Below are 26,895 nucleotides of genomic sequence, written 5' to 3'. Positions count from 1 at the left end.
TAGACGCCAATGTCTTTATCCTTAGTGGCCGCCCGGATGGATTGCGTCGTTGAGGTACATGCAAGTCAGCACCGCAAAGACGTAAGCCTGAAGGAAGGCGACAAGGAACTCGAGACCGGTGAGGGCGACGGTCATGATAAGAGGAAGAACAGCCCCGCCGATACCGAGCGCGCCGAGTGCTCCGAGCGAGGCGACGAAGCCTGCGAACACCTTAAGCGTGATATGACCGGCCAGCATGTTGGCAAAAAGACGAACGGAGAGCGAAACCGGACGAGACAGGAAGGAGATGATCTCGATCGCCACTACCAGCGGCAGAAGAACACCTGGGACACCCTGCGGGACGAAGATCTTGAAGAAGCCGAAACCATGCTTGATCAAGCCGTAGAAAATAACGGTAAAGATGACAAGCAGCGCAAGCGCCAGTGTCACGATGATCTGGCTGGTGACGGTGTAGAAGTAAGGAACAAGGCCGAGCAGGTTTGCCGTCAGGACGAACATGAAGAGAGAGAAGACCAGCGGGAAGAACTTCATTCCCTTTGTCCCCGCCCCCTCTTTCAACATCGAGGCAATGAACTCATAGGCCATTTCCGCCACCGACTGCGAGCGCGTCGGGATGACGCCGCGCGGCGCACTGGCGAAATAAAGGAAGCCAGCAGAGAGAACTGCGGAGGCAACCATGAACAGCGAGGCGTTGGTGAACGAAAAATCAATTCCGCCGATATCGATCGGGATAATCTTGAAGATCAGGAACTGATGGGTAGGATCGTTTGCCACCGCTTGTTCTCTTTCATTTTTCCGCTCCACCGAGCGGATGCTTCTCATCTGGAAACAGCGCCGCAGCGTTGCCTCCGCTCATTTCTTATCAGGCCTACCCTCGCCCGGCACCGGTGTCGCCACCTTGCCCGCAGAGCGCAGCACATTCAAAACGCCGGCACAAAATCCGAGAAGCAGCAAGATAATCATGCCCCACGGCGTCGTACCGACAAAACGGTCGAAGACATAGCCCAGAACGGCGCCAACGATGATTGCGGCTATGAACTCGCTGGAAAGCTTCATCGCCTGAGCGTAGCCCTTACGGCTTTCCTCGGCGCGAACCTCCCCGCGTTCATCCTCTCTCACCGCAGCGCGCTTGGTCGCCAATTCGGCTTCCAGCTGCGCCCGCCGCTGTTCCAGACCTTCGTCGCGGTCATCCGTCATGGTGGCATCCTCCCCATTTTCGTTGCGCGTAATCCCTGTACCCCGGTCAACGCGTAAACGAACAGCAGGTTTCGCCACCTTTCGGCCCGTTTTGAAGTCGCGCGCAACATAGTTTTAGGAAAAAGCATAGTCAAGGCGTAGGCGTCATCTGTCCAGCCATAAATTAGCCCAATTAAATCATGATCTTAGAGCGAAAGAGCCATATTGACCGAAAACTGAGCCGAAGAATCCTCTTCAGCCCGCGCTTTCCTGTGGCTTTTTTGCCAGGAGAAGCGACCTCGCCCGCGGTGTCAATCTGCCGGAACCGGGCGCATCAGCTCCAGCCGCCGCCATAGGTCCTGTAAAAGATGTGCATGCCTATGCGGCCGACCTTCACCATTTCGGCAGCCCATTTCGGCCGGACATAGACAGCATGGTAATGAGTGGCGGAACCGACTTCCGGCAGCCAGATCTTGCCGGCGGTCACGGCCATGGCGACCTGACGGGCAATGCGCCAGTGTTCGGGAGAATTGACGCGCTCCTTGACGTTGTCGCAGGCGAAGGAAAACTGGCAAGCGTTGGTCCAATCCTCGTTCTGATAGACGACGCCGCAAATGGTCTTCGGGTAGGCCGGGTTGCGGACACGATTGAGGATGACCTGGGCAACGGCCGCCTGTCCTTTCACGGACTCGCCCCTCGCCTCGAAATAGATGCCAGTGGCAAGGCATTGCTGCTCGTCGGGCGAGAAAACCGATGGCGGCAGGACATTGGCGGCCCAGGCATGATCCTTCGGGCCGATCTGCGGCACGAAGCGGCCCTCGCCGTCCTGATCCTTGGCGAGAATGGAATCGAAGGGCGAGACACGGGCATAGTCCGGCGCCGGCGAGGCATAGGCGGCGGCCAGAACATCGGCATTCTGATTGGTGACCAGATTGGCGATATAGGCCGGCACGCTATCATCAGGCTTTGGCGGCTCTTTCTTATAGAAGGCGGTGGCAATCTGGATTTCCTTACCGCCGAGCTGCGGCTTCAGGAAGGCGGTGCGTTCGCCGGTCGCAGATTCCGGCCGAAGCAGCATGCTCTGGCGCTGCAGCACCGAGCCTGCGGAAAAATCCTTCGGCGGCTGCATCGGCGTGATGGCCACCACCCTGCCTTTCTTGTTCTGCCGGTTGATGCGGTCTTCATCGGGCCGTGGATCGCTGCCCTTGGCTTCGGATTGGAACGCGACGCGGCGCCCGTCCGGCAACACCAGACCGCCATCTCCAATGGCGGCAGAGGCCTTGACATCGCCGAAGGCCAGTTCCGCCTGATGGGTGGAGCCGGCGGGCGAGTCCGTCATCACCATGCGCCAATTGGCCCCTTCCCTGTCGATCCCAGCAAGCAGGCCGGCAAGATCGCCATAGGCTGCTGTCGATGGAAAAATAAGCCAGGCGCAAAGCCCGAAGACGGCTGGAGAGGTCCAATTTTGTGGCAGGAACCGCGACTTGCGGCTGACGGAACGCGAGCGAGACAACACCGGACTCCAAACGGCACTCGAAACTAGGAGCCGGAATAATCTCCCATTAACCTTGATGGATGGTTAATTCGGGCGAATCTATGGTTAGGGATGAATGGGCCGGAGCCGATGCATCAAGAATTCACATAAGAGCCGTGACCAGCTCCGCCCCAGGCGGAGACTCGATATGCTCCGCCGCCATGTATCGCCGTACCAAGAGCACTGAGACGTAAGTCCAGCCAATCATCTGCAACGCATTGGATACCAAAGACGCCGCAATGGTAGGGATATTCAACTGGCCATTCACGATCAGATCCGCACCCTGGAAAGAACTCGCAAAAATCCCGACTATCAAGCCGGCAACGAGTGGAACGGCTAGGCCCAGGAATACCAGAGATGCCGTCGATGGAAATCGCTTCAAACCTCTGCGCAATGCATCTCCCATACTTGCATTGGTGCCATGGAGGCGCGCCGGTAGCCATGTACCCAGCAGGGAAAAGACGATGGTAAGCGTTCCCAAGAATGCCAGCGTTGCCCAGAGCCCGGCGTAAGCTTTTCCCACGCCATTCGATTTCAAAAGAATAACAAGAATCGGCAGCATTATCAGGAACGCTGCCAGGGTCAGCGCCACGCTCCTGAACATATATCCAGCAAATGGAAGCTTTCTGCCCTTGGCCGCCGCGGTGAAATTCTGATCTCGTAGAACCGAGTTCTGAACATTCATCGACAATATGCTCATTAAGACAAAAGTGGCGCCTGCAGAAGCGGACTTCCCAGAATATTCATCGAAAATCGAAGCGCCAACCGAGCATAGGATAAACGTTGCGTAAAACGCCAGATTTTGACGCGCGACGGACAAGGACTGTTTCAGCATCAGCGATTGCCTCCCCTGGGCATAGCATCACTTTCGCCTTTAAATTGAATAGATCAGCGCCTTGCTTGCGCAATAGAAAAAACTAACGCCCGGCAGATATCCACCGGGCCGTTGAATAATCACCGATAAAACCAGCCTCAGATGATGACGTGCGAACCCAGTTCCACAACGCGGTTGGCAGGCAGGCGGAAGTAGTCGGAGGGGTCGGTCGCGGCGTTGGCGAGCGCGATATAGAGCCGGTCCTGCCAGTGCGGCATACCGGATTTCGCATCCGGCACCAGCTTGCGGCGGCCGAGATAGAAGGAGGTCGACATGATGTCGAACTTCAGGCCCGTCTTGCGCAGGGTTGCGAGCGCCTGCGAGACATTCTGCGATTCCATGAAGCCGAAGCGCAGCTCGACGCGCGAGAAGCGCTCCGAGACCTTTTCGACCGAATAGCGATCCTCCTGGGCGACGCGCGGCTTGTTGATGGTGCGGATCGTCAGGATGACGTTCTTGTCGTGCAGGACGTGATTGTGCTTCAGATTGTGCAGCAGCGCGGCGGGCGCAGATTCCGGATCGCTGGTCAGGAAGATTGCCGTACCGGGCACATGCGCGGGCGAATGATCGCTCTTGCGCTCGATGGAGCTGACGAAGGACGACAGTGGAATATCGGTGTGCCGCGTCTTTTCCATCAGGATGGACGTGCCGCGGCGCCAGGTCCACATGATCACCGTGAAGGCCGTTGCGATCATGACGGGAACATAGCCGCCGTCGTGGATCTTCAGGAGGTTGGCGCCGAGGAAGACGAATTCCAGCAGCAAGAGCGGCGTGAGCACGGCAACCGCCATCGGCAGCGTCCAGTTCCAGCGGACCCGGACGAATTCAAATGCCATGATCGAGGTGACGACCATCGCGCCGGTCACCGAAATACCATAGGCCGTTGCCAGCGCATCCGAGGTCTTGAAGGCCAATACGAGGAAGATGACGCCGAAGAACAGGACCGTATTGACCGACGGCAGGAAGATCTGCCCGGTATTGGTCTCGGAGGTAAAGAGGATTTCCATGCGCGGCAGGAAGCCGAGGTGAATCGCCTGACGCGTGAGCGAGAAAGCACCCGTGATGACGGCCTGGCTCGCAATGATCGTCGCCATCGTGGCGAGAATGACCACCGGCAGAATCGCCCAATGCGGATACATCAGGAAGAACGGGTCCGACATGGCCATGGGCTCGCGCAGCACCAGCGCGCCCTGACCGAAGTAGTTCAAGGTCAGCGACGGAAACACCAGTACGAACCAGGCCCACTGAATCGGGCGGCGGCCGAAATGGCCGAGGTCGGCATAGAGCGCTTCTGCGCCCGTCACCGTCAGGAACACAGCACCGAGAACGACGACGCCGAGGAAGCCCTCGCGCATTAGAAAGCTCACCGCATACCAGGGATTCAGCGCTGCCAGAATGCTGTAATCATCGGAAATATGCATGATGCCGGCAAGACCCATAACGATGAACCACAGCGCCGTGATCGGACCAAAGAAACGGGCGACGGCACCGGTACCATGCGACTGGATCGCGAAAAGCAATGCCAGGATCGCCACCGATATCGGGACGATATAATCCGACAATTGCGGGGTCACCAGCTTCAGACCCTCGACAGCGGAAAGAACGGAAAGCGCCGGAGTGATCATCGCATCACCGAGGAAGAGCGCGGCACCCAAAAGGCCCAGCAGCATCAGGATGGCCGTGTGGCCATTCGCCGTCTTCATCAACAGCGCCAGCAGCGACAAGGTGCCGCCTTCGCCGTCGTTGTCCGCACGCAGCAGAAAAAGGACATATTTGATCGTGACGATGATGGTCAGCGTCCAGAACATCAGCGACACGACGCTGATGACTTCGCCGCGCGTCAGACCGTCGGCGGCCACCGGCTTCAATGCTTCGCGAAAGGCATAAAGCGGGCTCGTACCAATGTCGCCATAAACAACGCCAATCGAGCCGAGGGCGAGGTATGCGAGCTTACGAGCGTTCATTTTCCCGTCGGGAGAATGATGGGTTTCGTTAGACATTCAGGATCACTAGACTCTCAGAGCCAGCCTTTCCAGCGAAAAAAGAAAAACGGAACGATGGCGGAAACCACCATCAGCAACAACGATGTCGGGTAACCGTAGGCAAAGTGCAGTTCGGGCATATGCTCGAAATTCATGCCGTAGACGGACGCCACGAGCGTCGGCGGCAGAAATACCACCGAAGCGATCGAAAAGATCTTGATGATGGCATTCTGCTCGATATTGATCAGCCCGAGCGATGCATCCAGCAGGAAGGTGATGTTTCCCGCGACGAAGGATGCATGCTCCGACAGTGACTGCACATCCCGCGACACGTTGCGACACAGTTCCCTGGCCTCGTGGTCCTGCTGCATGGCGGGGATGGTATGAAGAAAGGTCAGCAGCCGGGACAGCGAACTCAGACTGTCACGCACCTTGCTGAGCGTACGGTGATAGCCTGCGATGTCCTTGAGCTTTTCTTCCAGATAGTTCGCCGGGCGGCGGATCTTCTTTACGCGATCGCCGAACACGTGCACCGACAATATATCGATACCCGCCACGGTCTGTTCAAGGACCTCGGCGGTACGGTCGACGATGGTTTCGAGAAGCTTGGCGAGAAGCGCGACACCCGTGCGCCGCTCCTGCGGAATACGCTGCAGCGCTGCGATGAAGAGCGCGAAGGACTTCGGCTGCGCATAGCGGATGGTGACCAGCCGATGTCCCGTCAGGATGAAGGCGACATCGGTGAGCATCGGCAGATTGGTGTCGGCCTTCCACAGCAGCGAGGCCGTGAGAAAGACAGAGCCGTTTTCGACATAGAGGCGGCTCGACGGCTCGATGTCCTTCATGTCCTCACGCGTGGGAACCTCGAGCCCAAGCAGGCGCTCGATATTGGCCTCTTCCTCACGCGTGGGATCGACCATATCAATCCAGACGGCATTGTCAGGCAAGCGGTCGGCGGCCGAAAGATCGGGCAGCTGAAGCGGCTTGGAATCTGAGCAATAGGCAGTTATCAACTGCTTGCTCCCACAGCAGCGGAGAGGAAGCCGCCATCAAGGCGCCTTGCGCGCTCTTGCCGCGATCCCACCAATGGCCAATGAAAAAAGCTCATAAAACCCCGGTCGTATCCCGCCGGTCCGGCCGGGAATCCGTGTCCATGTTCCATTGCGCTGCTGTACCAATCCTTCGCCCGTCCTGGCGAAGCCGCCTGCTCGGACGAAATAAAACCACCATGCGGCGGAGGGCGGTCATCGGAAATGCCCGACCAGTTCCACGCCGGCGGCGCATATGCAGCAAAGCTCGCAAAGAATCAAGTCACAACCTCTTCATTGCGCGATTTCACCGCAGTTTGGCTAAACTTGCGAAGTCATAGCACAGGACGCCGACAAGACAATCCGTCACTATACGGAAAGCAGGATGTCTTTGTGAATTATTCAAATACGATCGATGGCGCCGCGCGCTGCGGTGCGCCTGCCACTTGCTTCCAGACATTGGCTGCGATCTCGCGATAAATATTCGCAACCACCCCATTTGGCTCGGCAGCGACGAGCGGCGTGCCGGCATCCGAAGTTTCGCGGATGCCCATGGTCAGAGGCACCTCCCCCAGGAAAGGCACGCCGATGCGCTCGGCTTCCTTGCGCGCGCCACCGTGGCCGAAAATATCGTAACGGGCGCCGGTGTCCGGAGCGATGAAATAGCTCATGTTTTCAACAATGCCGAGGACGGGAACCTCGACCTTGCGGAACATGTTCAGGCCCTTGCGCGCATCGATCAAGGCCAGATCCTGCGGCGTAGACACGATAACGGCACCGGCAAGCGGCACCTGCTGCGCCATGGTGAGCTGCACGTCCCCGGTGCCGGGCGGCATGTCCACCACGAGCACGTCAAGCTCGCCCCAGGCGACCTCGCGCAGCATCTGCAGCAGAGCGGACTGCACCATCGGCCCGCGCCAGATCATCGCCGTTTCCTCTTCGACGAGGAAGCCCATCGACATGACCTTGAGGCCATAATTCTCCATGGGATTGATGATGCGCCCATCGATCTGGGTGGGCCGTCCGGAAATCTTCAGGAGGCGCGGCATCGAAGGACCGTAGATATCGGCATCCAGGATGCCGACCTTCAGGCCGTTGGCAAGCAGCCCCAGCGCCAGATTGACCGCCGTCGTCGATTTGCCGACACCACCCTTGCCCGAGGCGACCGCGATGATGGCCTTGACGCCCGGAACACCGATCTTGGCGGCGCGGGGCGGCTGTTGCGGCGCGTGCTGATGAGGATGCGAATGGGAATGGCCTTGCGGGGCGGCTTGCGCAGGCGCGGCCCGAGGCGCCGGAGCGCCAGCCTTCTTGTCGGCCGTCAGCGCGACCAGGGCGCCCTTGACGCCTGGCATATCCTTGACGACACGCTCGGCGGCAAGACGCATCGGCTCCAGATCCTTGGCGCGCTCGGCGGGTACGGTAATGGAGAAATAGACCTTGCCATCGGAGATGAAGACATCCGACACCATGCCGAGTTCGACGATGTTGTGCTCCAGGTCCGGGCCGCGAACCGTCTTCAACGTTTCCAGCACCTGTTCCTTGGTGATGTCTGCCATTTCATCCTCACTGCAGAATCCTTTTCGGCAGCGCCGCAGGGAGCGCACGCTTTCCGAAATCATTCTGGCTTAGATAGTAGAGAGGCGGGACTTCGCCAAACGAAATTCGGGACGCCGTCGATAAAATGCGTCTTCGTTGCGGCCGGCAGGTCCGCCGGGTGCATAAAGAACCCTTACCAGCCGCAACGCGCTCCCAATTCGGGAAGACATGATCGCGGGCCGAGATAAAACACTCGTCTGAAAGGAATAGGGCAAAGGCGCGAAAATCGTCCCACAAGCGCGCCCGAAATTGCTAAGCGTGTTAAATAAGCAACAACCGCCGCCGACCCCCTCGCCGGGAGAAGCTATGGCGACGGGGCATCGGCGACGGTCGTTTGATCCGCGCACGTTTCATCGGCGCTGTTATCAAAGTCCCCTCTGGACCTCTGTCTTTTTATAAGCAGGAAGCGTGCCAGTTTTCAGAAAACCAGAGAAATAACGGTATTTCAATTGGTTAATCGCTGTCCGCCTGGATCGGCATGATCGATCATCGCCATGGGGTTCATCATATTTTATTCGCAGCGCACAAAATTCATTCACACGCTGCTCGAATCTCGATCATCACGTCGAGACGACAACGTCATTATTTGATCAATCCAACGCGCAAAGCCTTGGCGACGGCCTGAGTGCGGTTGACGGTGTCGAGCTTCTTGGTGGCGCGGTTGAGGTAGTGATTGACCGTATGTTCGGACAGAGACAGGATTTCGGCGATCTCGGCGCTGGTCTTTCCGGCCGCTGTCCAGTTCAGGCAATCGATCTCCCGGTCGGTCAGGGCATCGACGACGCGAACATCGAGATTGCGGATTTCCGCAAGCCGGTCATAGACGTGAACTGCTATGTAGAAAAGGTCCTTGACCTCCTCCATCGAAAAGAGCTCGCGATCACCAGCCAAACAAACCGCACCGCGAAGACCGGAGGCATCGTGCGTCGGGAAATAGACGAAGCGCGTCATGCGGAAACGTTCGAACAGAGCAACCACGAGCTGCGACTTGCTCTCCTCGCGATTGGGGCTTGTTGTCACCTCATAAAGAAAGGGCAGCGTGGAGCCGCGCAGACGCTGCAGCGGGGGGCTGGTCGACAACAGGTTTTCCTGATCGTAGATCGACAGCAGCTCTGCCGGCCAATTGTTGATGACTGAATTGCTCTGCAGGTCCGAGGACGTAATAGGCGGCAGATTGAGCACCATGAAGGCCCGGCAACGATAGGCCTCCGTCAGGCCCTTCATGAAACGGAACACATCGAACTGCGTCTTAAGCCTGCTGATTTCCTCGATAAAGTCCTCGCCACGAGGGGACATGCCCGCCTGTATCAATGCCGCCATCATCAGTCTTCTTTATGTAAAAGAGGAAAAAAATACGAAACTTCCGTCTCTTGTCCCTCACGATTATCGTACGGCAGCCGGTCTCAGCCGCTCGGCAAAATATAAGTTTTCCAAAATCACGACTGCATCAACGCCCGTTACTATTATGTCCGCCCAACACCTCGCCAAATCCTGTATGGTTCCAATAATCACTTGCGGATAATGGCAGTTCTTCCGCATATCTCAACAGTAAAATTCAAGATAAACGAGCAATTTCGCTAAGATCAGGCACCGACAGCATTAAATCCGCGAGTTTCTGACAGCCGTTGCGCGAAATTTATGGAGCTAGCGCTTAGGCCCCATGCGGTTGCGCATGTCCGTCATGATCGAATCAGCAGCAGCAACCACCAAAGGCGCCCATGCCTGCAACTTTTCCAGTGTAACGCGATAGGCCGGGCCTGTCACCGAGACGCCGGCCAGCATATGCCGATCATCGGAACGGATCGGGGCGGCAACGCAGCAAATGCCGCTTTCATGCTCCTCGATATCGAAGGCATAGCCTCGCTTCCTGATTTCCGAAACATCGAAAAGCAGCTCCGAGACATTGCGAAGCGTATGCTCGGTATAAGGGCGATATTCGAGGCATGAGATTCTCGCATCCAGCTCGGCATCGTCGAGCGCGGAAAGCGCCGCCTTGCCGACACCGGTACAATAGGCCGGAGATGCATTGCCGACCTGCGAATACATGCGTACGGATTGGCGACCCTCGACCTTGTCGAGATAGATGACCTCCGTGCCACGCAGGACGCCAAGATGGACGGTTTCGCCGGTCACCTCCTGCAGGCGGTGCAGATGTGGCTCAGCAACCGCGCGAAACTCGTTGCGCGCCCAGCTGCGCGAGGCAAGCGTCAAGAGCCGCAATCCAATCAGATAACGACCATCGCGGTCGACCTCCAGCAGCCCTTCCTCGACAAGGTGCGACAATTGGCGATGCAATGTGCCGCGCGGCTGATCGGAGAGCGAAAGGATGTCGGTAAAGCGCATCGGGCCATCGGCGAGCGCGACAAGATCGAGCAGGGAGACGAGCTTTCCCAGCGTTCCGGTTTCCCGGTCGCGATGCCCTTTATTTTTTCCACCCTCTGAACCCAGATCCATGTTCATTCATTTATCTCTGGCAGAGCCGCACTATCCTTGACACCGCGCAAGGGTAGATCGATAATTCCATATAGTCAAATTATGTTCCGAATAATGGAACTTTCGATTGATCGGGAGGAAACATTTGGTGGATACTCAGGCGCAATTTCCCGATCTGAAAGATCGCACCGTCCTCATCACCGGCGGCGGCTCCGGCATCGGCGCAAGCCTTGTGGAGGCCTTTGCCAAACAGGGCGCAAAGGTTGCCTTCATCGATATCATCGAAGAAGCGAGCAAGGCACTGGCGGCCAAGCTTTCGACGCAATCGACCCATCCTGTCTCCTTCTATCACGCCGACCTGCGTGATGTCGGCGCGATCAAAAGCACGGTTGCTGCGGTTGAGTCCGATCTCGGGGCGGTCCGCGTCCTCGTCAACAATGCAGCCTGGGACGACCGGCACGATATCGACACCACGACCGAAGAATACTGGGACAACAATCAGGCAATCAACCTGAAGCAGGTCTTCTTCGTCTCGCAGGCGGCTGCACCCGGCATGCGCGCCGCCGGCGGCGGGGCCATCATCAATTTCTCCTCGATCGTCTTCAAGATGAACCCACCGCTGCTGTCCTCCTACGCGACCGCGAAGTCCGGTATCATCGGGTTGACCAAGAGCTTTGCCGGGCGCTTCGGTCCCGAGAACATCCGCGTCAATGCCGTCCTGCCGGGAATGATCGTCACCAAGCGACAGCTCGACCTCTGGCTGACCGAAGAGGGCATGGCGAAGACGATAGACCGGCAATGCCTGAAGCGCGTACTGAGCGCCGACGATCTGGTCGGGCCGGTGCTCTTCCTGGCTTCGGACTGCTCCGGCGCCATGACCGGACAAGCTATCACCGTCGACGGCGGTATTTTCTAATCTCAAGAGTTCTGACGTAAGACTTGGAGCATTTCTCATGACGAAACCCGCATATGTCGCGGTGGACTGGGGCACCAGCAGTTTCCGGCTGTGGCTGATCGGCGAAGACGGCAGCATACTGGCAGAGCGCCGCAGCGGCGAAGGCATGACCACGGCGGCCCAGACCGGCTTTGCCAAGGTCTTGCAATCCCATCTCGACGCCATATCCGCACCGGGCGTCCTGCCCGTCATCGTCTGCGGCATGGCCGGAGCGCGCCAGGGCTGGGTGGAAGCCGGATATATCGACACGCCGACCTCACTTGCCGCCATCCTGACAGGCGCCGTTTCCGTGCCCGGACAATACCGCGACGTGCGCATCCTGCCGGGTCTCGCACAGCGAAGCCAGCAGGTGCCCGATGTCATGCGCGGCGAGGAAACGCAGCTGCTCGGCGCGATTGCCGCCGATGCGAAGGGCGAACAGCTCGTGTGCATGCCGGGAACGCATTCGAAATGGGTGCGCGTGCTGGATGGCCAGGTGACAGGTTTTTCCACCTTCATGACGGGCGAGCTTTTCGACGTCATTACCAAGCACAGCATCCTGTCGCATGCCGTTGCCGGCGCTGCGGACATGCCGCCCGACACGAAGGCGTTCGAGGCTGCCCTTAAGACGGCCCTCGACAAGCCGGCCCTCGTCACCAACCTGCTGTTCACGGCCCGCTCCGGCCAGCTCCTGAACGGGCTTACGGCCGCCGGCGCCCAGGCACTGATCTCGGGCACCCTGATCGGTGCGGAAATCGCCGGCGCGCGCGCTTCGGCGGGACAGAATGCGACCATCACGCTGGTCGCTTCCGGCCGCCTCCAGGCGCTCTATGAAGACGCCTTCCGCACCCTTTCCCTCAATTACAAGACCATCGATGCCGATGCAGCCGTCCGTCGCGGACTGTCCGCTGCGGCCGAAGCGATCTGGTTCAAGAAAGAAAGCAAAAGCTGATGACGACCCGCATCCCCTTCCCGCCCATGAAGCGCCCGCTCATTGCCATTCTTCGCGGCATCAAGCCGGAGGAAACGGCCGATATCGTCGGCACGCTGATCGAGACAGGTTTCACGGCAATCGAAATTCCGCTGAATTCGCCGGAACCGTTCCGCTCTATCGAGACCGCCGCCAAGATGGCGCCTGCTGATTGCCTGATCGGCGCGGGCACGGTGCTGACGGTGGAAGACGTCGACAGGCTGGATGGCGCCGGCGGCAAGCTCTTGGTGACACCGAATGTCGAGCCCGCGGTCATCAGCCGCGCCCGCGACAAGGGCATGGTGACGATGCCGGGCGTCTTCACCGCCACGGAAGCGCTTTCGGCCGCCCGCGCCGGTGCCACCGGTCTCAAATTCTTCCCCGCCGGCGTGCTCGGCGCCTCCGGCATCACGGCCATTCGCGCCGTCTTGCCGCCTGAGCTCATCATTGCCGCGGTCGGCGGCGTTTCGGACAAGAATTTCGCCGATTACACCAAGGCCGGCGTGCTCGCCTTCGGCCTCGGCACCAGTCTTTACAAGCCGGGAATGACGGCTGCAGAGGTTGCCGAACGCGCCAAGGTCACCATTTATGCCTATGATGCAGCCGTAGGAGCCTGATCTATGACCGATATTCATGATTTCCAGGGCAATATTCTCTGCAACACGTCCTCCGTCCTGGGAGAAGGCCCGACCTACGATCCCGATACAGACACCGTGTGGTGGTTCAACATCCTCGGCAAGGAACTGCACGAACTGCACCTGCCGACCGGAAAGAAACAGGTTCACGAGCTGCCGATGATGGCAAGCGTGCTAGCTCGCGTCGATGCGGAGCGGCAGATGATCGCCACCGAGCAGGGACTGTTCCTGCGCGATATCGCAACCGGCGAATTGAGCTTCTATACGGCCATCGAAGCAGACAAGCCTGAAAACCGCTCCAATGACGGGCGCACGCATGTTTCCGGATCGCTCTGGATCGGCACCATGGGCAAGCGCGCCGAGATGCAGGCAGGCGCGATCTATCATGTCGCCGGCGGCAAGGTTACAAAGATCTTCGACCAGATCAGCATTCCGAATTCCATCTGCTTCTCTCCCGATGGCACGATCGGCTATTTCACCGATACCCGCGTCAGCCAGCTGATGCGCGTGCTCGTCGACCCCGAGACGGGACTCCCGACCGGCGAGCCGATCGTCATGGTCGACAGCATGGAAGATCCTGGGGGCCTTGACGGTTCGGTCTGCGACGCGGACGGCTATATCTGGAATGCGCGCTGGGGCTCCGGCTTCGTCGACAAATACAGCCCGGACGGCCTGCGCATCGAGCGGTATCGCGTGCCCGCGATGCAGCCGTCCTGCCCGGCTTTCATCGGCAAGAACGCGGACCGGCTGGCCGTGACGACCGCCTGGGAAGGCTTGGATGAGGAGGCGCGCTCCATGCAGCCGCAGGCGGGTGCTCTTCTGGAGCTTGGCCTAACGGTGAAGGGCGTTTTCGACCCTCCATACAAGCTTTGATTGAAGGCCGCCTTCAGCCAATCTCGCTGAGGGCGGTATTATTTCGACGAGTCATGTAAGGCGCAAGACACGTTGGCCCTCGAAAAAATTGAAATTTGAGCTGGATCGTTTTTTTGCGATCCTAATAATCTTTCTGGTTGTTTTTTGAAGCTGTAATTATTGATTTCCCAGCATATTCCTTTTGCTTCCGAGCTGAGTGAAGCAATTTTCTGCAACTTTTGACGGAACCAAAACTTCCCTGAACCATTGCCTTTAAGACCGGTACGATAACGGTCGGCACAAACAAGGTTCCACTCGCGCTGGTAAGCATGCGCGTTAATTAAGCATGCCCATCAGAATGAAAGGTAGGTTCACGATGACTGGGAAACTCTTCACTTCCGTTGCCGCTGGCGCCATCTTTGCCACTGCGTCCGTGCTTTCACCCATGGCTTTTGCCCAAGCGCAACAGCCATCAAACGGCGGCGCGGGCAATAATGCGCCGGTGACGCAAAGCGCGCCGGCAACGCCGGATGCCACCAAACCTGATAGCTCGGCAGCACCGAAAAGCGCCCAGGCTCCTGCCCCCTCGACGGGTGGCCAGGCTGGCTATCTGACCGCGCAGTCCGCCGATCAGATCAGTGCCAAGACCTATATGGGCCAGTCGGTCTATAATGGTCAGAACGAAAGCATCGGCAGCATCAACGATCTGATCCTGCAGAAGCAGGGCGGAGTAGTTGCCGCGGTCGTCGGCGTCGGCGGTTTCCTTGGCATGGGCCAGAAAAACGTCGCCGTTCCTTTCGACAAGATCAGCGCCACCCAGAACCCGCAGGACGGAACGGTGAAGCTGACGACGACGGAAACCGCCGATGCCCTGAAGGCTGCCCCAGAATTCAAGACCCTGTCGATGCAGGCCTCCGAAAAGGCGGCTCAATCGTCCGGTACGTCGACAATGCCGGCCACCGACAACACCACGACTTCGTCGACCACCAACAAGTAACTATCGACAAAGGTTGGACGAAATACGGAAGCGGCGGCCTTATGGCCGCCGCTTTCTTTGACCATCTTTCACCCTACTTTTTAGGATCAGGCAATTTCGCGTTCGTGGCTGAGATCGAAATAATGGGTCTGCAGGTAGCGAAGCGTCGCAGCGCTATCGACCGGCTTTCCAAAATAGTAGCCCTGCCCCATGGCGCAGCCCAGTGCCTTCAGCTTCGCCGCTTCAGCATGGTCCTCGATACCTTCCGCGACCACACGCAGGTCAAGCCCTTCGCACATGGCAAGAACAGCCTTGATGATGTGCTCGGAGGCCCTGTCCGAATTCATGCGCGAGACGAAGGCCCGATCGATCTTGACCTTATCGAAGATGAATTCGCGCAAGCGTCCAAGGCTGGACTGACCGGTGCCGAAATCATCGAGAGAGATGCGCACGCCAACCGCTCGAAGATCGGCGATGATGCGATGGGCGGTATCGGCCGAGCTCATGACCGCCGTTTCCGTGATTTCAAGTTCGAAGCGATGCGGGTCCAGACCGGCGCGTGTCAGGATGGCGAGAATGCTGCTGCTGGTGCCGGGATCCATCAGCTGCGCCGAGGAGAGATTGAAGGACAGAAACAGTTCGCGCGGCCACGAGAGCGCCGCCTCCGCCGCTTTTCGCAGCAGCGTTTCGGATAGCGCATCGATAAAGCCTCGCTCCTCGGCAAGCGGCACGAAGACAGCCGGTGAGACAAAGCCGAGATCCGGATCGTTCCAGCGCGCCAGGGCCTCGAAACCGAGAACCATGTTGTTGGCAAGCGAGACGATCGGCTGGAAATGCACGTCGATCGAGTCGGAAATGATGGCGTTGCGCAGCGCCTGCTCCAGCTGCGTCGCACGCTTCATCTCCTGCGCAATCTCTCTGGAATAGACGGTGATCTGGCCGCGGCCGCGACGCTTAGAGCGATAGAGCGCCGTATCCGCATTTTTCAGGAGATCGTCGAATTCTTCTCCGGCGAAAGGATGAATGGCAAAGCCGAAGGATGCGGAAAGGCGGACATTGCGATCGCCAAGATCATAGGGCGCCGACAGCACTTCGCGGATCATCTGCCCGAATTTCTCGGCGCCGACGCGTTCGAAGACAAGCGGCAGTACAAAGGCGAATTCATCGCCGTCGTGACGCGTCACCAGTGCGCCGTCGGGTATGCAGGCCTTCAGACGGTGAGCAACCTGGCAGAGGATCTCATCGCCCGCGTCGACGCCGAACAGGTCATTGATCGGCTTGAAGGCATCGAGATTGACGATGCCGATCGTAAAGGGTGCAGGATCGCCGGCACGCTCAAGCGAAAGCGCGCGCGCACGCTCGCGCATGCGATGGCGATTGCCCAACCCGGTGAGCGGATCGGTATAAGCGATTGCCTGCGGCTGCTGATTGACTGGCCCCGGCAGCATCTCAGTCGATTTCATATTTGGTTCCGGCCTTTTCTCCACCCGGGGGAAGAGCATGCCGAGGAAGTCTTAACAAAGGATGCCAAGACGACAGTCATTCGGCGTCGGCGATAAGTTGCCGTCGGGGGTGATATCATTGTAACATTTATCTATTTTGCGCCTTCAGGGCACCGCGCATATGCTTCTGAAATACCGTTTCGATGATATCGGGACTAACCGGTTTCAGGATGACGTCGTCCATGCCGACATCGGCGCACTCCTTGCGGTCGCGCTCGAAAGCCTGCGTCAGAACACCGATGATCGGCGTATGGGAGCCGGTACCCTTTTCCGCGCCGCGGATCAGCCGGGTGGATTCAAAGCCGTTCAGTCCCGGCAGCGAAATGTCCATCAGGATCAGTTCCGGACGATGCTCCTGCCACAGGCGCACCGCCTCGTCACCACTTGCGGCGATCACATAGCTGTATCCCAAGCCCTCGAGGATCTGCGAGAAGACGATCTGGTTGATATCATTGTCCTCAGCGACCAGAATCTGCGCCCGGCGCTCCTCTCCGGCCGCACGCCGCCATTCGGGCGCGAGCCCCGGCTCCATGCTCTCGCCAGGCTCGCCACGGATGTTGCGATTGAAATGGCGCGCGATCAGGAAGGCAAGCTCGGTTGCCAGCTGCGATCCGTTCAGCGACAACGCGGCTAGGTTCTGCCGCTCGGCCAGCTCAATTCCGCGCTTGCCGAGCTGGTTGTCGACGATGACCAGATCGATCTTGACGCCATGCGCGCTTGCCACGTCCAGAAATGCCGCCTCTTCGTTCTCGTTGTGTACGACGCAGGCTTCGAAGCCGTATTTCTCGAGCGTCTTCAGAGCCGCCGTTTCGGCAGCGAAATCCGGCGTGACGACGAGCACCTTGCGGCCGCTGAAATTCTCCGGAACGAAGGTCTCCATCGCCGCCGGACGGCGCGAAATGGTCTGCAGCGCGACCATCGGAACATAGGCGCGGCGATAGGAGCGATCGCCGTTTTCCCGAATGCTCGACGCGAGCGCAAACTCGTCGAAGTCGCCGCCATCCTTGGGCAGGTCCTGCATGGTGCAGACCAGGAAATAGCGGCCCGGCTTGCCGATGCGCTGCTTGCGGGTGACGATGTCGCGCTCGACACCGTCGCGGGCGATCTGGCGCTGCCGCGAGATCGACATTTCGCCGGTCTCGATCACATGCCGATCGCTCTCATGGAAGCGATTGGCAAGGTCGGTGGAAAAGATATCGATGCTCTTGCGACCGCGCACTTCGTCAGCCGCCGTCTGGTACTTGTCGCAGAACGCCCGGTTGACTGCGACGTAGACGAGGTTCTGGTCCTTGACGAAAACCGGAAAGGGCAAGTTGTCGAGAATATCCTCAGTCAGCTGCACGCGCTCCATGTCGACGCGCCATTGCTCTTCGCGTTTCCTGACTTCCGAAACATCGGAAATGATGCAGAAGCCGATGCCCGAGGATAGTCGTCGGTTGAGGACGCGCACCCAGCGGTCGTCGGCAAAATGCTCGGTGGTCTCGTAGCGTTCACGCCAATGGGTGGCTATGCGCTGCGATATCCAATCGTCGCGGCTCGCAGCTGTTTTGGTCTGATGCCGCTGATAGGCTACTCCAGTATCGAAGACGGCGCCTAGAAAATCGCGCAGACGCGTGGAAGGTTGCAGGAAATCAGGCGTGATTGGGAAGAAGTTCAGAACCTGACGGCTGGCAAACAGCAAGAGATCGTTCTTGTCGTAGGCGAAAAAGGCGCTGGAAAGACCATCGCAAAAGGCATCGAAGAACATCGTCTGCAGACTGCCGCCGAAAGGGGCATCAGCCGTCATCATTGCCAAAGCTGCCTTTTCAGTCTCGGCAGTCATTCGTCGGATTCCTACGCTCAACCAGTTTCACAACACGGCAAATCGACAGGGCGGCTTTCGCTCTGCAAGGCAAGTTCATGGGAGTTGCATGCTGGCCTTGGCACTTGAAGCAGATGGCACCTGGCTCCATTTTGACTGATGGCCACCAACCTGCCATCGAGAGCCCTCAGCATGCACGAAACGCGCCACCTGCGGTCATTTCAAGTTCTGTCTCCGCAACCTGTCATCATTCCCTTAAACATTGATTAAATTTCTTAACAAAGTCCCCATGTAAATGGGTGGATCAAGGCGGCAAAATCGCCTTTCCTCTTCCCTCGCCGCCGCGAATCCACGAGAATGCAGCCATGGCCATCAAGCAACTTTCCGAGACCCTGATCAATCAGATCGCCGCCGGCGAAGTCATCGAACGTCCGGCGAGCGCCGCCAAGGAACTGATCGAAAACGCGCTCGATGCCGGTGCAACCCGCATCGAGATCGCGACCGCTGGCGGCGGCAAGGCTCTGCTAAGGGTGACCGATAACGGCTCGGGCATGGAGGAAACCGACCTCGAACTCGCGGTACGACGCCACTGCACCTCGAAGATTTCCGATACGCTGGAGGATATACGCACCCTCGGTTTTCGCGGCGAGGCCCTGCCCTCCATCGGCTCGGTGGCGAAGCTTTCGATCGCAAGCCGCAGAGCGGGTGCGGCCGGCGGCGCCGAGATCGCGGTTGCAGGCGGCAAGGTTCTGCATCTGCGCCCAGCGGCCGCCAATCCGGGCACGATCGTCGAGGTACGCGACCTGTTTTTTGCGACGCCGGCGCGCCTGAAATTCCTGAAGACGGAAAAGGCGGAGGCAGCCGCGATCACCGAGGTCGTCAAGCGCATGGCGATTGCCTTTCCACGCGTGCGCTTTGTCCTGTCGGGTACCGACCGCTCGACGCTGGAATTTCCCGCGACCGGCGATGATCATCTCGCCCGCATGGCACAGATACTGGGCGCCGATTTCAAGGACAACGCCATCGCGCTCGATGCCGTGCGTGAGGATGTGAGCCTTACCGGTTTTGCCGGCGTGCCGACCTTCAACCGTGGCAACTCCGCGCATCAATATGCTTTCGTCAATGGCCGGCCGGTGCAGGACAAGCTGATTCTCTCGGCGATCCGCGGCGCCTATGCCGAAACCATCCCTGCCGGACGCTATCCTGTCGCGGTCCTTTCCCTGAGGCTCGATCCGGCGCTTGTCGACGTCAACGTACATCCGGCGAAATCCGACGTGCGCTTCCGCGATCCAGGGCTGGTGCGCGGCCTGATCGTCGGTGCCGTGCGCGAAGCGCTGACGCGCGAGGGCGACCGCGCGGCTACGACCGGCGCAGACGGCATGTTGCGCGCCTTCACCGCCGGACGATCCGCCTTTCAGCAGGGTTGGCGACCCTCGCCAGCGCCGACCCCTTGGACGGCCGAAACGTCGCCATCCCGTCCCTACGACGGAGCGGCAGCAACGGCAGACTACGGATTTGCCGAAAGACCGCAGGCTGCCTTCGACGGCCTTGCCATGCCGACCGCACGTGCCGAAGTCGCCCCGCCGCTGCAATCAGCACGTGCCGAGGAACCCGCTCGCTTTCCGCTGGGTGCTGCCCGGGCTCAGCTGCATGAAAATTATATCGTCGCCCAGACGGAAAACGGCCTTGTCATAGTCGATCAGCATGCGGCGCATGAGCGGCTGGTGTTCGAGGCCATGCGTAAGGCGCTGCATTCGAAGCGGCTGTCCTCGCAGGTACTGCTGATTCCGGAAATCGTCGACCTGCCTGAAGAGGATTGCGACCGGTTGATGGTATTTGCCGAAGAACTCGGTGAACTCGGGCTCGCGATCGAACGCTTCGGCCCCGGCGCAATTGCGGTACGGGAAACGCCGGCCATGCTCGGCGAAGTCGACGCACAGGGCCTGATCCGGCAGCTGGCCGACGAGATCGCCGAATGGGATACAGCCTCTGGCCTTGCCGCCAAGCTGGAATATGTGGCCGCGACCATGGCCTGCCACGGTTCGGTGCGATCCGGCCGGCGCCTGCGCCCGGAAGAGATGAATGCGCTTTTGCGCCAGATGGAGGCAACGCCAGGATCCGGGCAGTGCAATCACGGCAGGCCGACCTATATAGAGTTGAAGCTTACGGACATCGAACGACTGTTCGGGCGCAGCTAACCTCAGCCATTTCCAAAGGGAACTTTTCCGGGAAATAGTCTGGAAAAGTCGCGTCTGCTGCGTAATTTTAAAGTGTCACAGCGACCTTTGCGCGTCATATTTGACGTGCGGCGCTGTAGTGCGGTATGGCAAATAGATGACAGAGATCAAGGACGGCATCAGATGAATCTTTTCGAAGGACATGGAAACCGCGAGGCGAAAGTTCGCTATCTCGACGGCGATTTCCAGATCCTGATGCCGGGCTCCTATGTCGTCTGCGCGATGACGGGTAAACACATCGCGCTCGATGAACTGCGCTACTGGAGCGTTGCCCGTCAGGAGCCCTATGCCGACGTCATCACCTCGCTCGAAGCCGAAAAACGCGCCGGCGCACTGCCCAATCAGAAGCGCTGATTTTTACATGCTGAATAGTCCGGCCTGGCTTTAGGTCGATTTGCTGCGCTTTTCCCGCAAGCGTCGTTCGCGCGCGGCTGCAATGGCCCGGTCGATGATCAGCGACGGCGCCTGCGGATCGTCAAAGACCATATCGATTTCGATCACCCTGCAGCGCTGCAGCAATTCCTCGGTGCGACCATGATGGCCAATGAGGCGGACATAATCTTTCGAGGTGGTGACGATCTCGAGCCCTTCGCGCGAGGCAATGTCGAGCATGTCGGCGACGTCGTCTTCGCCAGGATGTTCGTGATCTCCGAAGCTGCGCCGGACGGCGATCTCAGCCCCTAGCGTCTCCACTGTGCGGAAGAACTTGGCGGGATCGGCGATGCCGGCGAAGGCAAGTACCTTGCGGCCGCGCAAATCCTCCTGCCCACGCACCCTGATGCTTGCGGAAAAGAAGGGCTTGCCCGCCCTTGCCGCAAGACGCACGACGCGATCGGCGGCAGTGCCCTCGCCGACTTTCAGCAGGCCGGATGCAAAGAGGAGCTGCGTGCGCAGCGGCGCGCGCACAGGACCGCCTGGAACGAGGTGCCCGTTGCCGATACCTCTGCCGGCATCGATCACCACAAGGGCATAGTCGATGGCGAGCTGCGCGCTCTGGAAACCGTCATCCATGATGATGATGTCGGCGCCCTCGCGCACCAGCCTTTCCGCGCCATCGGCCCGACGACGGGCAATGACCGTCAGCGCCTCGTGGGCAAGCAGCAGCGGCTCGTCACCAACAGCCGTGGCATGATGGTGCGAGGGATCAACGATCGTGGTGACATCGAGCGAGCCGCCATAACCGCGGCTCAGGAAACCAGGCTTCAGCCCCTTCGCCTTCACGGCCTGGGCAAGTGCAAGCGCCGTCGGCGTCTTGCCGGCGCCGCCGACCGTGAAATTACCGACGCAGATAACAGGCACCGGCACGGAAACCCGTTTGCCATTCACCATGCGACGCCCGGCGATACGGCCGTATAGGAACGAAAAGGGTGAGAGCCCCCAGGCACGCCAATCCGGCTTTCGCCACCAGAAAGGTGGGGCTTCCGATACCATGCGTCTAATCCAGCCCTATTCTTGTGCCCGCGACAAAGCGGCAAGAAAGGCCAGATTGCGTGAAAAAGCAAGCCATTGCCAGGATCAGGCCGATTGCGCCACAGGCATGAGCAGGCTTTCCAGCTCGGTAATGTCGTTGAGACAATAGTCGGAGGCCGCTGTCAGCGTTTCGCGCGAGCCGGTGCCCGTCAACACGCCGACGGTCAGGCCCACACCGGCATTGCGGCCCATGTGGAGATCATGATTATTGTCGCCGACGACGGCGACCTGTGCCGGCGAAAGGCCGGTCGCGGCGTAAAAGCCGAGTACCATTCCCGGCTCCGGCTTGGTGCCGAAGCCGCTGTCGTAGCCGGCGATATAATCGACATAGTCGATGAAGCCGAAGCGGCGCGCCGTCTGGCGGATGGAGCGCTCATTATCGCTGGAGGCAACGCCGAGTTTGTAGCCGCGCTCATGCAGGCGCCGGAAGAAGGCGGCGAGATCTGTCACCGGCGAAGAGAAATCGGCTGCATGTGCAAAAAGCGCGTCGAGTTTTTCCACCAGCTCCGCGACATCCACTTTCGAGCCGGCGGCCACCAGGCCCTCGGAAATCTGCCTGGTATTGCCGGCGGCAAGCAGGCTGTCGGGCACAATGTGACCGGAAATCGGGTCCATGCCGCAGGCGGAGAGAAGGTGATCGGCGAGGATAGGATCGTCTTGAGCAGCGATGCGTGCGAGCTCACGATTGACCGGCAGCCAGCTCTGGTCATAGTCGAGCAACGTGCCGTCCTTGTCAAAAAGAATGCCCGCAATCGCTCCCAGCTTGGCCGCTGTCATGGCCTTCCCTTCTTATCCGTTCGCCATCGTCTTCGGCATCAGCCGTGCCTTGACCGAAAGCGGATTGATATAAGGCTCCAGCCCCTTCACCGTTGCTGCCAGTGCACCACGCATTTCATGCACGGCTGCGAAGCCGGCATCGATCATGCTGCGTCGTGCCGTGTCGTTGCTGAGCAAATAATGGACGCCACGCGCCAGCATCTCGGTATCGCGCACCATGCGGGCGCTGCCGCGGCGGGCGAGCAGCTGATAGGAATCGCGGAAATTCTGGACATGACCGCCGGTCAGGATCGCGCAACCGAGCATGGCCGGCTCAAGCGGATTCTGGCCGCCTTCATTGAACAGCGACTTGCCCATGAAGGCGACTTCGGTCATCCGCAGATAAAGCCCCATCTCGCCGATGGTATCGCCAAGGAAGACATCGACATCGGACGAAAGGATATCGTTGCGAGTGCGGCGCGCCACTTTGAGACCCTGTTCCGCGAGCATAGCCTCGATCGCGTCGCTGCGCTCGGGATGGCGCGGCACGATGATGGTAAGCTGGCCGTTATGCTCCTTTAGCATCGAGTGGACGGAGGCTGCAGCACCCTCCTCGCCCTCGAAAGTGGAGACCGCGGCCCAGGTCTTGCGGTCGCCGATCTGCTTCATGTAGCCGGCGAGCGTCGGTGCATCATATGACGGTGCATCCGTATCCACTTTGAGATTGCCCGATTTCAGAACCTGCAAAGCGCCGAGATCGCGGAAGCGTTCGGCATCGAGGTCGGACTGGGCCACGACCAGGGCCAGATTTTCAAACAATGCCTCGGCAAGCGAGAGATGCCGGCTCCAGCGTTCAAAGGATCGATCCGACATGCGGGCGTTGACGAGGATCTGCGGAATGCGCTTGCGGCCAAGCTCCATGACCGTCGTCGGCCAGATCTCGGATTCGGCAAAAATGGCGCAATCGGGCTGCCAGTAGTCGAGGAAGCGCTTGATGGCGGGCTTGAGATCGAGCGGCACGTATTGATGGATGACCTCTTCGCCAAGACGTTGCTGCGCAACCTTGGCGGAGGTGATCGTGCCCGTCGTCAGGATCACATGGATATCGCGACGACGGATTTCTCGGATGAGCGGAATGACGGCCGAGGTTTCGCCGACGCTTGCGGCATGGAACCAGATCAGTGGTCCCTGCGGGCGGTTGGCGCTGGCATAGCCCGAGCGCTCCAGTTTGCGGGAACTATCTTCCTTGCCCTTGGCCGCGCGAACCGCGAGATAAGGCCCGATGAATGGATAGACTGCGATTCCACCAAAGCGATAGGCGCTCAAGGCAAGACGCGCCCTGAGGCTACTCATTTCGTTCGCCTCCTATCCCAGCTGATCACCATCAATGCCAAATCCCGATTATCAACCGGCCGAATAAACAGCCGAATTTTCGTTCTTATTGTGTCAAAGATACTGCTTCATGACCGGATTTAAAGCGACGGGGCTGTACCGGATAGAGATATCAAATGCAAAATTCGGTGCGAGGCGCTCAGGATGCCGCTTTTTCCTGCGGATCGAGCAAGCGATGCAGGTGGACAATGAAATAACGCATATGGGCATTGTCAACGGTCTGCTGCGCCTTGGACTTCCATGCCACCAGCGCGCTCCCATAGTCGGGATACATGCCGACGATATCGAGCTCGTTGAGATTGCGGAACTGGACCTCTTCGAGGTTTTCCAATTCACCGCCGAAGACAAGGTGCAGGAGCTGCTTTTTGCCGCTGGTATCAGTCATTTTCGTCTCTTTCTACTGTCGTCCCCCTCCGTCCTTCATCTGCGGGATTTTGACGGAAAGGTCAACCGTCTCGTCGGTTCGATAGTTGACGGAGAAACTCCGGTAATTGCGATGCCGATGCGCCGCAAAGCTCGTCATGCGATACTTCGGCGCGATTGTAGCTGAGGGTATTGCCCGAAAGGTCCACGAGCGCGCCGCCGGCCCGCTCCAGAATGAGATCGGCGGCGGCCAGATCCCAGTCATGCGAGTTGCGCTTGACGATCGTTCCTTCGAGGCGCCCGTCCGCCACCATGGCGAGGCGATAGGCAAGTGACGGCACGTGCTTCACCCGCTCGACCGTCTTGCGGAAATCCGGATCGACGCCCTTCAGCATATCCTCGCCGGTCGCCAGCCGATGGATGTCATCACCGACTCTCTGAGACACGCGGATCGGCTTGCCGTTCTTCAGGGCCTCCCCACCAGCCGTCGCCACGAAAAGCTCGTCAAGCGCCGGCGCGTAGAGCACGCCCGCCACAGGCCGCCCATCGGTGACGACGGCGACGCTGACGCACCAAAGATCCAGGCCCGCAAGAAATCCCCTGGTGCCGTCGATAGGATCGACGACGAAGACGGTCTCGTGCTTCAGACGCTCGGCATCGTCGTCGGTTTCCTCGGAAAGCCAGCCGTAGTCCGGGCGCGCCGAGCGCAATGTGACGGCAAGGCTTTCGTTCGCCGCAAAATCGGCAGCACTGACCGGGGACTGGCCGTTGTTCTTCCACCAGACCTCTGGCGATTGCCGGAAGAAACCGAGAGCGATCTTGCCCGCCTCGAGCGCGGCACCCACGATCAGGTCCACGTCGCTCAATTGGCCGGCCTTGCTATCGATCATTGATTAATTCCAATCTCCGCTCGTTTCTCAGCGGCCTGCCAGCGTCATGCCCTCAATGGCAAGCGTCGGAGCAGCGATGCCGAAATCGCGGTCGATGTCGTTTGCCGGCGTCACGCGCATGAACATGTCCTTCAGGTTGGAGGCGATCGTCACCTCCGAAACCGGGAAGGTCAATTCGCCGTTCTCGATCCAGAAACCGGTGGCGCCGCGGCTGTACTCGCCTGTTATCATGTTGACGCCCTGGCCGATCAACTCGGTAACATAGAAGCCGGTTCCGACGTTGCGGATCAGGTCCTCCGGCGAAATATCGCCCGGCTCCAGCGCCAGGTTGGTGGACGCGGGCGATACGGACGTACCGCCGCGTACGCCGCGGCCGTTGGTCTTCAGTCCGCCGCCGATTTCCCGCGCGGTTGCCGTGGACAGGAACCAGGACTGCAACACGCCGTCCTCGATCATGACGAGCCGCTTGCCCGACACGCCCTCGCCGTCGAAGGGGCGCGAGGATGGGCCACGCACGATCAGCGGATCGTCCGTGATCGAGAGGCCCGATTTCAGCACCTGCTGACCCATCTTGTCGCGCAGGAAGCTGGTCTTGCGGGCGACGGAAGCGCCATTGATCGCGCCGGCAATATGGCCGACGAAGCCGCGGGCGACGCGCGGGTCGAAAACGACGGTGACGTTCTTGCCCGTCGGAACCTGGCGCGGATTGAGCCGTTTGACGACTCGTTCGCCGGCGCGGCGGCCGATCTCCTCGGCCGCATCAAGATCGGCGAAATAGAGGCGGCTGTCGAAATCATAGTCGCGCTCCATGCCGGTGCCTTCGCCAGCAATGACGCTGACGGAGCGCCCGAAGCGCGAGCCCATATAGTGGCCGGCAAAACCATGTGAGGTGACGAGCACGAGGCCGCCCATGCCGGCCGAAGCGCCGGCACCGGAAGAATTGGTGACGCCAGGAACAGCGAGTGCCGCAGCTTCGGTCGCAAGGGCCGCTTCGCGCAGCTGCTCCGTGGAGACCTCGGTCGGATCGAACAGTTCGAGATCGGGATAGCTCTTGGCGAGATCCGCTTCGTCAGCGAGGCAGGCAAAGGGATCTTCCGGAGAAACCTTGGCCATGGCGACCGCGCGTTCGGCAAGAGCGTTGAGATCGAAGCCGGGATTGGCCGAAACACTCGCCACGCGATTGCCGACGAAGACCCTCAGCGAGAAGTCGTCGCTCTCGGAGGATTCCGTGCCTTCGACCTTGCCGAGACGGACGCTGACGGAATGGGCCCTCGACCGCACCACGACGGCATCGGCGGCATCCGCACCGGCTTTCCGGGCGAGGTCGATCAACTGGCTGGCACGGGAAAGCAGAGTGGCGGAATCGATTTCAGAGGTCATGACTTGGCCTTTCCTTCGCGTTCCATTTATTGTGCACTACATAAAGCATCAAGGGCGGCAAAGCCGATTCTTGTTCTAATCCCTTCACGCATGGTTGTTTATCATGACCAA

Annotated in this window: 24 protein-coding genes; 7 read left to right on the top strand and 17 right to left on the bottom strand. The window is 59.4% G+C overall.

Annotation, left to right across the window (positions count from 1 at the left end):
* Window positions 1-21: 21 nt before the first annotated feature.
* The 9 genes from FBZ97_RS25715 to FBZ97_RS25675 form a co-directional block, all read right to left on the bottom strand.
* On the bottom strand, window positions 22-774 hold the full coding sequence (locus tag FBZ97_RS25715) for a F0F1 ATP synthase subunit A (RefSeq protein ID WP_092709533.1): 753 nt from the start codon (window positions 772-774) through the stop codon (window positions 22-24).
* Window positions 775-852: 78 nt separating this feature from the next.
* Window positions 853-1,197, bottom strand: a complete 345-nt coding sequence (locus FBZ97_RS25710) for an AtpZ/AtpI family protein (RefSeq protein ID WP_113353857.1) — start codon at window positions 1,195-1,197, stop codon at window positions 853-855.
* Window positions 1,198-1,510: 313 nt separating this feature from the next.
* Entirely contained in the window at window positions 1,511-2,689 is a 1,179-nt protein-coding gene (locus FBZ97_RS25705) for a cell wall hydrolase (protein ID WP_145322652.1), read from the bottom strand.
* Window positions 2,690-2,813: 124 nt separating this feature from the next.
* On the bottom strand, window positions 2,814-3,545 hold the full coding sequence (locus FBZ97_RS25700; RefSeq protein ID WP_145322650.1) for a hypothetical protein: 732 nt from the start codon (window positions 3,543-3,545) through the stop codon (window positions 2,814-2,816).
* Between the two features lie 137 nt (window positions 3,546-3,682).
* On the bottom strand, window positions 3,683-5,584 hold the full coding sequence (locus FBZ97_RS25695) for a potassium transporter Kup (protein ID WP_113330976.1): 1,902 nt from the start codon (window positions 5,582-5,584) through the stop codon (window positions 3,683-3,685).
* Window positions 5,585-5,601: 17 nt separating this feature from the next.
* A complete protein-coding gene (locus tag FBZ97_RS25690) occupies window positions 5,602-6,579 on the bottom strand; it encodes a magnesium transporter CorA family protein (RefSeq protein ID WP_113330975.1) in 978 nt (325 codons plus the stop codon).
* Between the two features lie 413 nt (window positions 6,580-6,992).
* Window positions 6,993-8,153: an iron-sulfur cluster carrier protein ApbC gene (gene apbC / locus FBZ97_RS25685; protein ID WP_145322648.1), complete on the bottom strand. Its 1,161-nt coding sequence runs from the start codon at window positions 8,151-8,153 to the stop codon at window positions 6,993-6,995.
* Between the two features lie 622 nt (window positions 8,154-8,775).
* The gene (locus FBZ97_RS25680) at window positions 8,776-9,513 is read right to left on the bottom strand and encodes a LuxR family transcriptional regulator (protein WP_113330991.1); all 738 of its coding nucleotides are present in this window, start codon (window positions 9,511-9,513) and stop codon (window positions 8,776-8,778) included.
* Window positions 9,514-9,837: 324 nt separating this feature from the next.
* Complete coding sequence (locus FBZ97_RS25675) at window positions 9,838-10,647, bottom strand: IclR family transcriptional regulator (protein ID WP_145322792.1); 810 nt, start codon at window positions 10,645-10,647, stop codon at window positions 9,838-9,840.
* A 124-nt stretch (window positions 10,648-10,771) separates the two neighbouring features.
* Here FBZ97_RS25675 and FBZ97_RS25670 point away from each other — a divergent pair, with 124 nt between their 5' ends.
* From FBZ97_RS25670 to FBZ97_RS25650, 5 genes are all read left to right on the top strand, one after another.
* Entirely contained in the window at window positions 10,772-11,542 is a 771-nt protein-coding gene (locus tag FBZ97_RS25670; protein ID WP_145322646.1) for an SDR family oxidoreductase, read from the top strand.
* A 37-nt stretch (window positions 11,543-11,579) separates the two neighbouring features.
* A complete protein-coding gene (locus FBZ97_RS25665; protein ID WP_145322644.1) occupies window positions 11,580-12,512 on the top strand; it encodes a 2-dehydro-3-deoxygalactonokinase in 933 nt (310 codons plus the stop codon).
* The gene (locus FBZ97_RS25660) at window positions 12,512-13,147 is read left to right on the top strand and encodes a 2-dehydro-3-deoxy-6-phosphogalactonate aldolase (RefSeq protein ID WP_113420900.1); all 636 of its coding nucleotides are present in this window, start codon (window positions 12,512-12,514) and stop codon (window positions 13,145-13,147) included. The genes FBZ97_RS25665 and FBZ97_RS25660 overlap by 1 nt, the downstream gene beginning before the upstream one ends.
* Before the next feature lie 3 nt (window positions 13,148-13,150).
* The gene (locus tag FBZ97_RS25655; RefSeq protein ID WP_113353851.1) at window positions 13,151-14,038 is read left to right on the top strand and encodes an SMP-30/gluconolactonase/LRE family protein; all 888 of its coding nucleotides are present in this window, start codon (window positions 13,151-13,153) and stop codon (window positions 14,036-14,038) included.
* Window positions 14,039-14,393: 355 nt separating this feature from the next.
* Window positions 14,394-15,014, top strand: a complete 621-nt coding sequence (locus FBZ97_RS25650) for a PRC-barrel domain-containing protein (protein ID WP_113420901.1) — start codon at window positions 14,394-14,396, stop codon at window positions 15,012-15,014.
* 86 nt (window positions 15,015-15,100) lie between these two features.
* Here FBZ97_RS25650 and FBZ97_RS25645 read toward each other — a convergent pair whose 3' ends face one another.
* On the bottom strand, window positions 15,101-16,456 hold the full coding sequence (locus FBZ97_RS25645; RefSeq protein WP_145322642.1) for an EAL domain-containing protein: 1,356 nt from the start codon (window positions 16,454-16,456) through the stop codon (window positions 15,101-15,103).
* Between the two features lie 127 nt (window positions 16,457-16,583).
* Window positions 16,584-18,284, bottom strand: a complete 1,701-nt coding sequence (locus FBZ97_RS25640) for a response regulator (RefSeq protein WP_246661851.1) — start codon at window positions 18,282-18,284, stop codon at window positions 16,584-16,586.
* Window positions 18,285-18,661: 377 nt separating this feature from the next.
* Here FBZ97_RS25640 and mutL point away from each other — a divergent pair, with 377 nt between their 5' ends.
* Both mutL and FBZ97_RS25630 read left to right on the top strand, forming a co-directional pair.
* On the top strand, window positions 18,662-20,494 hold the full coding sequence (gene mutL / locus FBZ97_RS25635; RefSeq protein WP_145322638.1) for a DNA mismatch repair endonuclease MutL: 1,833 nt from the start codon (window positions 18,662-18,664) through the stop codon (window positions 20,492-20,494).
* 162 nt (window positions 20,495-20,656) lie between these two features.
* A complete protein-coding gene (locus FBZ97_RS25630; protein ID WP_069612411.1) occupies window positions 20,657-20,887 on the top strand; it encodes a DUF2093 domain-containing protein in 231 nt (76 codons plus the stop codon).
* A 30-nt stretch (window positions 20,888-20,917) separates the two neighbouring features.
* On the opposite strand, the gene lpxK is transcribed toward FBZ97_RS25630, so the two are convergent.
* The 6 genes from lpxK to FBZ97_RS25600 all read right to left on the bottom strand — a co-directional run bounded on the left by lpxK (window position 20,918) and on the right by FBZ97_RS25600 (window position 26,784).
* Entirely contained in the window at window positions 20,918-21,964 is a 1,047-nt protein-coding gene (gene lpxK, locus FBZ97_RS25625) for a tetraacyldisaccharide 4'-kinase (RefSeq protein ID WP_145322636.1), read from the bottom strand.
* An 84-nt stretch (window positions 21,965-22,048) separates the two neighbouring features.
* On the bottom strand, window positions 22,049-22,780 hold the full coding sequence (locus tag FBZ97_RS25620) for an HAD family hydrolase (RefSeq protein WP_113330963.1): 732 nt from the start codon (window positions 22,778-22,780) through the stop codon (window positions 22,049-22,051).
* 12 nt (window positions 22,781-22,792) lie between these two features.
* Window positions 22,793-24,112 carry a lipid IV(A) 3-deoxy-D-manno-octulosonic acid transferase gene (gene waaA / locus FBZ97_RS25615; protein ID WP_145322634.1) on the bottom strand — a complete coding sequence of 440 codons (1,320 nt, stop codon included), beginning with the start codon at window positions 24,110-24,112 and terminating at the stop codon, window positions 22,793-22,795.
* A gap of 178 nt (window positions 24,113-24,290) precedes the next feature.
* Window positions 24,291-24,536, bottom strand: coding sequence for a DUF4170 domain-containing protein (locus tag FBZ97_RS25610; protein ID WP_145322632.1), 246 nt, complete (start codon window positions 24,534-24,536; stop codon window positions 24,291-24,293).
* Window positions 24,537-24,597: 61 nt separating this feature from the next.
* The gene (locus FBZ97_RS25605; protein WP_145322630.1) at window positions 24,598-25,404 is read right to left on the bottom strand and encodes a 3'(2'),5'-bisphosphate nucleotidase CysQ; all 807 of its coding nucleotides are present in this window, start codon (window positions 25,402-25,404) and stop codon (window positions 24,598-24,600) included.
* A gap of 27 nt (window positions 25,405-25,431) precedes the next feature.
* A complete protein-coding gene (locus tag FBZ97_RS25600) occupies window positions 25,432-26,784 on the bottom strand; it encodes a TldD/PmbA family protein (RefSeq protein WP_145322628.1) in 1,353 nt (450 codons plus the stop codon).
* Between the last annotated feature and the right edge of the window lie 111 nt (window positions 26,785-26,895).

Source organism: Rhizobium sp. ERR 942 (assembly GCF_007828395.1).
In the GTDB taxonomy this organism is placed as follows: Bacteria; Pseudomonadota; Alphaproteobacteria; order Rhizobiales; family Rhizobiaceae; genus Rhizobium; species Rhizobium dioscoreae.
The sequence above is the reverse complement of the archived record's forward strand: the minus strand, read 5'-3'. Positions and strand labels throughout refer to the sequence as shown.

What these genes read in the sequence shown, in the direction of transcription:
- FBZ97_RS25675 (WP_145322792.1), bottom strand. Translation starts at nt 10,647, where the DNA reads ATGGATCTGGGTTCAGAGGGTGGAAAAAATAAAGGGCATCGCGACCGG.
- FBZ97_RS25620 (WP_113330963.1), bottom strand. Translation starts at nt 22,780, where the DNA reads ATGACAGCGGCCAAGCTGGGAGCGATTGCGGGCATTCTTTTTGACAAG.
- FBZ97_RS25650 (WP_113420901.1), top strand. Translation starts at nt 14,394, where the DNA reads ATGACTGGGAAACTCTTCACTTCCGTTGCCGCTGGCGCCATCTTTGCC.
- apbC (WP_145322648.1), bottom strand. Translation starts at nt 8,153, where the DNA reads ATGGCAGACATCACCAAGGAACAGGTGCTGGAAACGTTGAAGACGGTT.
- lpxK (WP_145322636.1), bottom strand. Translation starts at nt 21,964, where the DNA reads ATGGTATCGGAAGCCCCACCTTTCTGGTGGCGAAAGCCGGATTGGCGT.
- waaA (WP_145322634.1), bottom strand. Translation starts at nt 24,112, where the DNA reads ATGAGTAGCCTCAGGGCGCGTCTTGCCTTGAGCGCCTATCGCTTTGGT.
- FBZ97_RS25600 (WP_145322628.1), bottom strand. Translation starts at nt 26,784, where the DNA reads ATGACCTCTGAAATCGATTCCGCCACTCTGCTTTCCCGTGCCAGCCAG.
- FBZ97_RS25695 (WP_113330976.1), bottom strand. Translation starts at nt 5,584, where the DNA reads ATGTCTAACGAAACCCATCATTCTCCCGACGGGAAAATGAACGCTCGT.
- FBZ97_RS25610 (WP_145322632.1), bottom strand. Translation starts at nt 24,536, where the DNA reads ATGACTGATACCAGCGGCAAAAAGCAGCTCCTGCACCTTGTCTTCGGC.
- FBZ97_RS25655 (WP_113353851.1), top strand. Translation starts at nt 13,151, where the DNA reads ATGACCGATATTCATGATTTCCAGGGCAATATTCTCTGCAACACGTCC.
- FBZ97_RS25630 (WP_069612411.1), top strand. Translation starts at nt 20,657, where the DNA reads ATGAATCTTTTCGAAGGACATGGAAACCGCGAGGCGAAAGTTCGCTAT.
- FBZ97_RS25700 (WP_145322650.1), bottom strand. Translation starts at nt 3,545, where the DNA reads ATGCTGAAACAGTCCTTGTCCGTCGCGCGTCAAAATCTGGCGTTTTAC.
- FBZ97_RS25680 (WP_113330991.1), bottom strand. Translation starts at nt 9,513, where the DNA reads ATGGCGGCATTGATACAGGCGGGCATGTCCCCTCGTGGCGAGGACTTT.
- FBZ97_RS25605 (WP_145322630.1), bottom strand. Translation starts at nt 25,404, where the DNA reads ATGATCGATAGCAAGGCCGGCCAATTGAGCGACGTGGACCTGATCGTG.
- FBZ97_RS25640 (WP_246661851.1), bottom strand. Translation starts at nt 18,284, where the DNA reads ATGATGACGGCTGATGCCCCTTTCGGCGGCAGTCTGCAGACGATGTTC.
- FBZ97_RS25665 (WP_145322644.1), top strand. Translation starts at nt 11,580, where the DNA reads ATGACGAAACCCGCATATGTCGCGGTGGACTGGGGCACCAGCAGTTTC.
- FBZ97_RS25645 (WP_145322642.1), bottom strand. Translation starts at nt 16,456, where the DNA reads ATGAAATCGACTGAGATGCTGCCGGGGCCAGTCAATCAGCAGCCGCAG.
- FBZ97_RS25710 (WP_113353857.1), bottom strand. Translation starts at nt 1,197, where the DNA reads ATGACGGATGACCGCGACGAAGGTCTGGAACAGCGGCGGGCGCAGCTG.
- FBZ97_RS25660 (WP_113420900.1), top strand. Translation starts at nt 12,512, where the DNA reads ATGACGACCCGCATCCCCTTCCCGCCCATGAAGCGCCCGCTCATTGCC.
- mutL (WP_145322638.1), top strand. Translation starts at nt 18,662, where the DNA reads ATGGCCATCAAGCAACTTTCCGAGACCCTGATCAATCAGATCGCCGCC.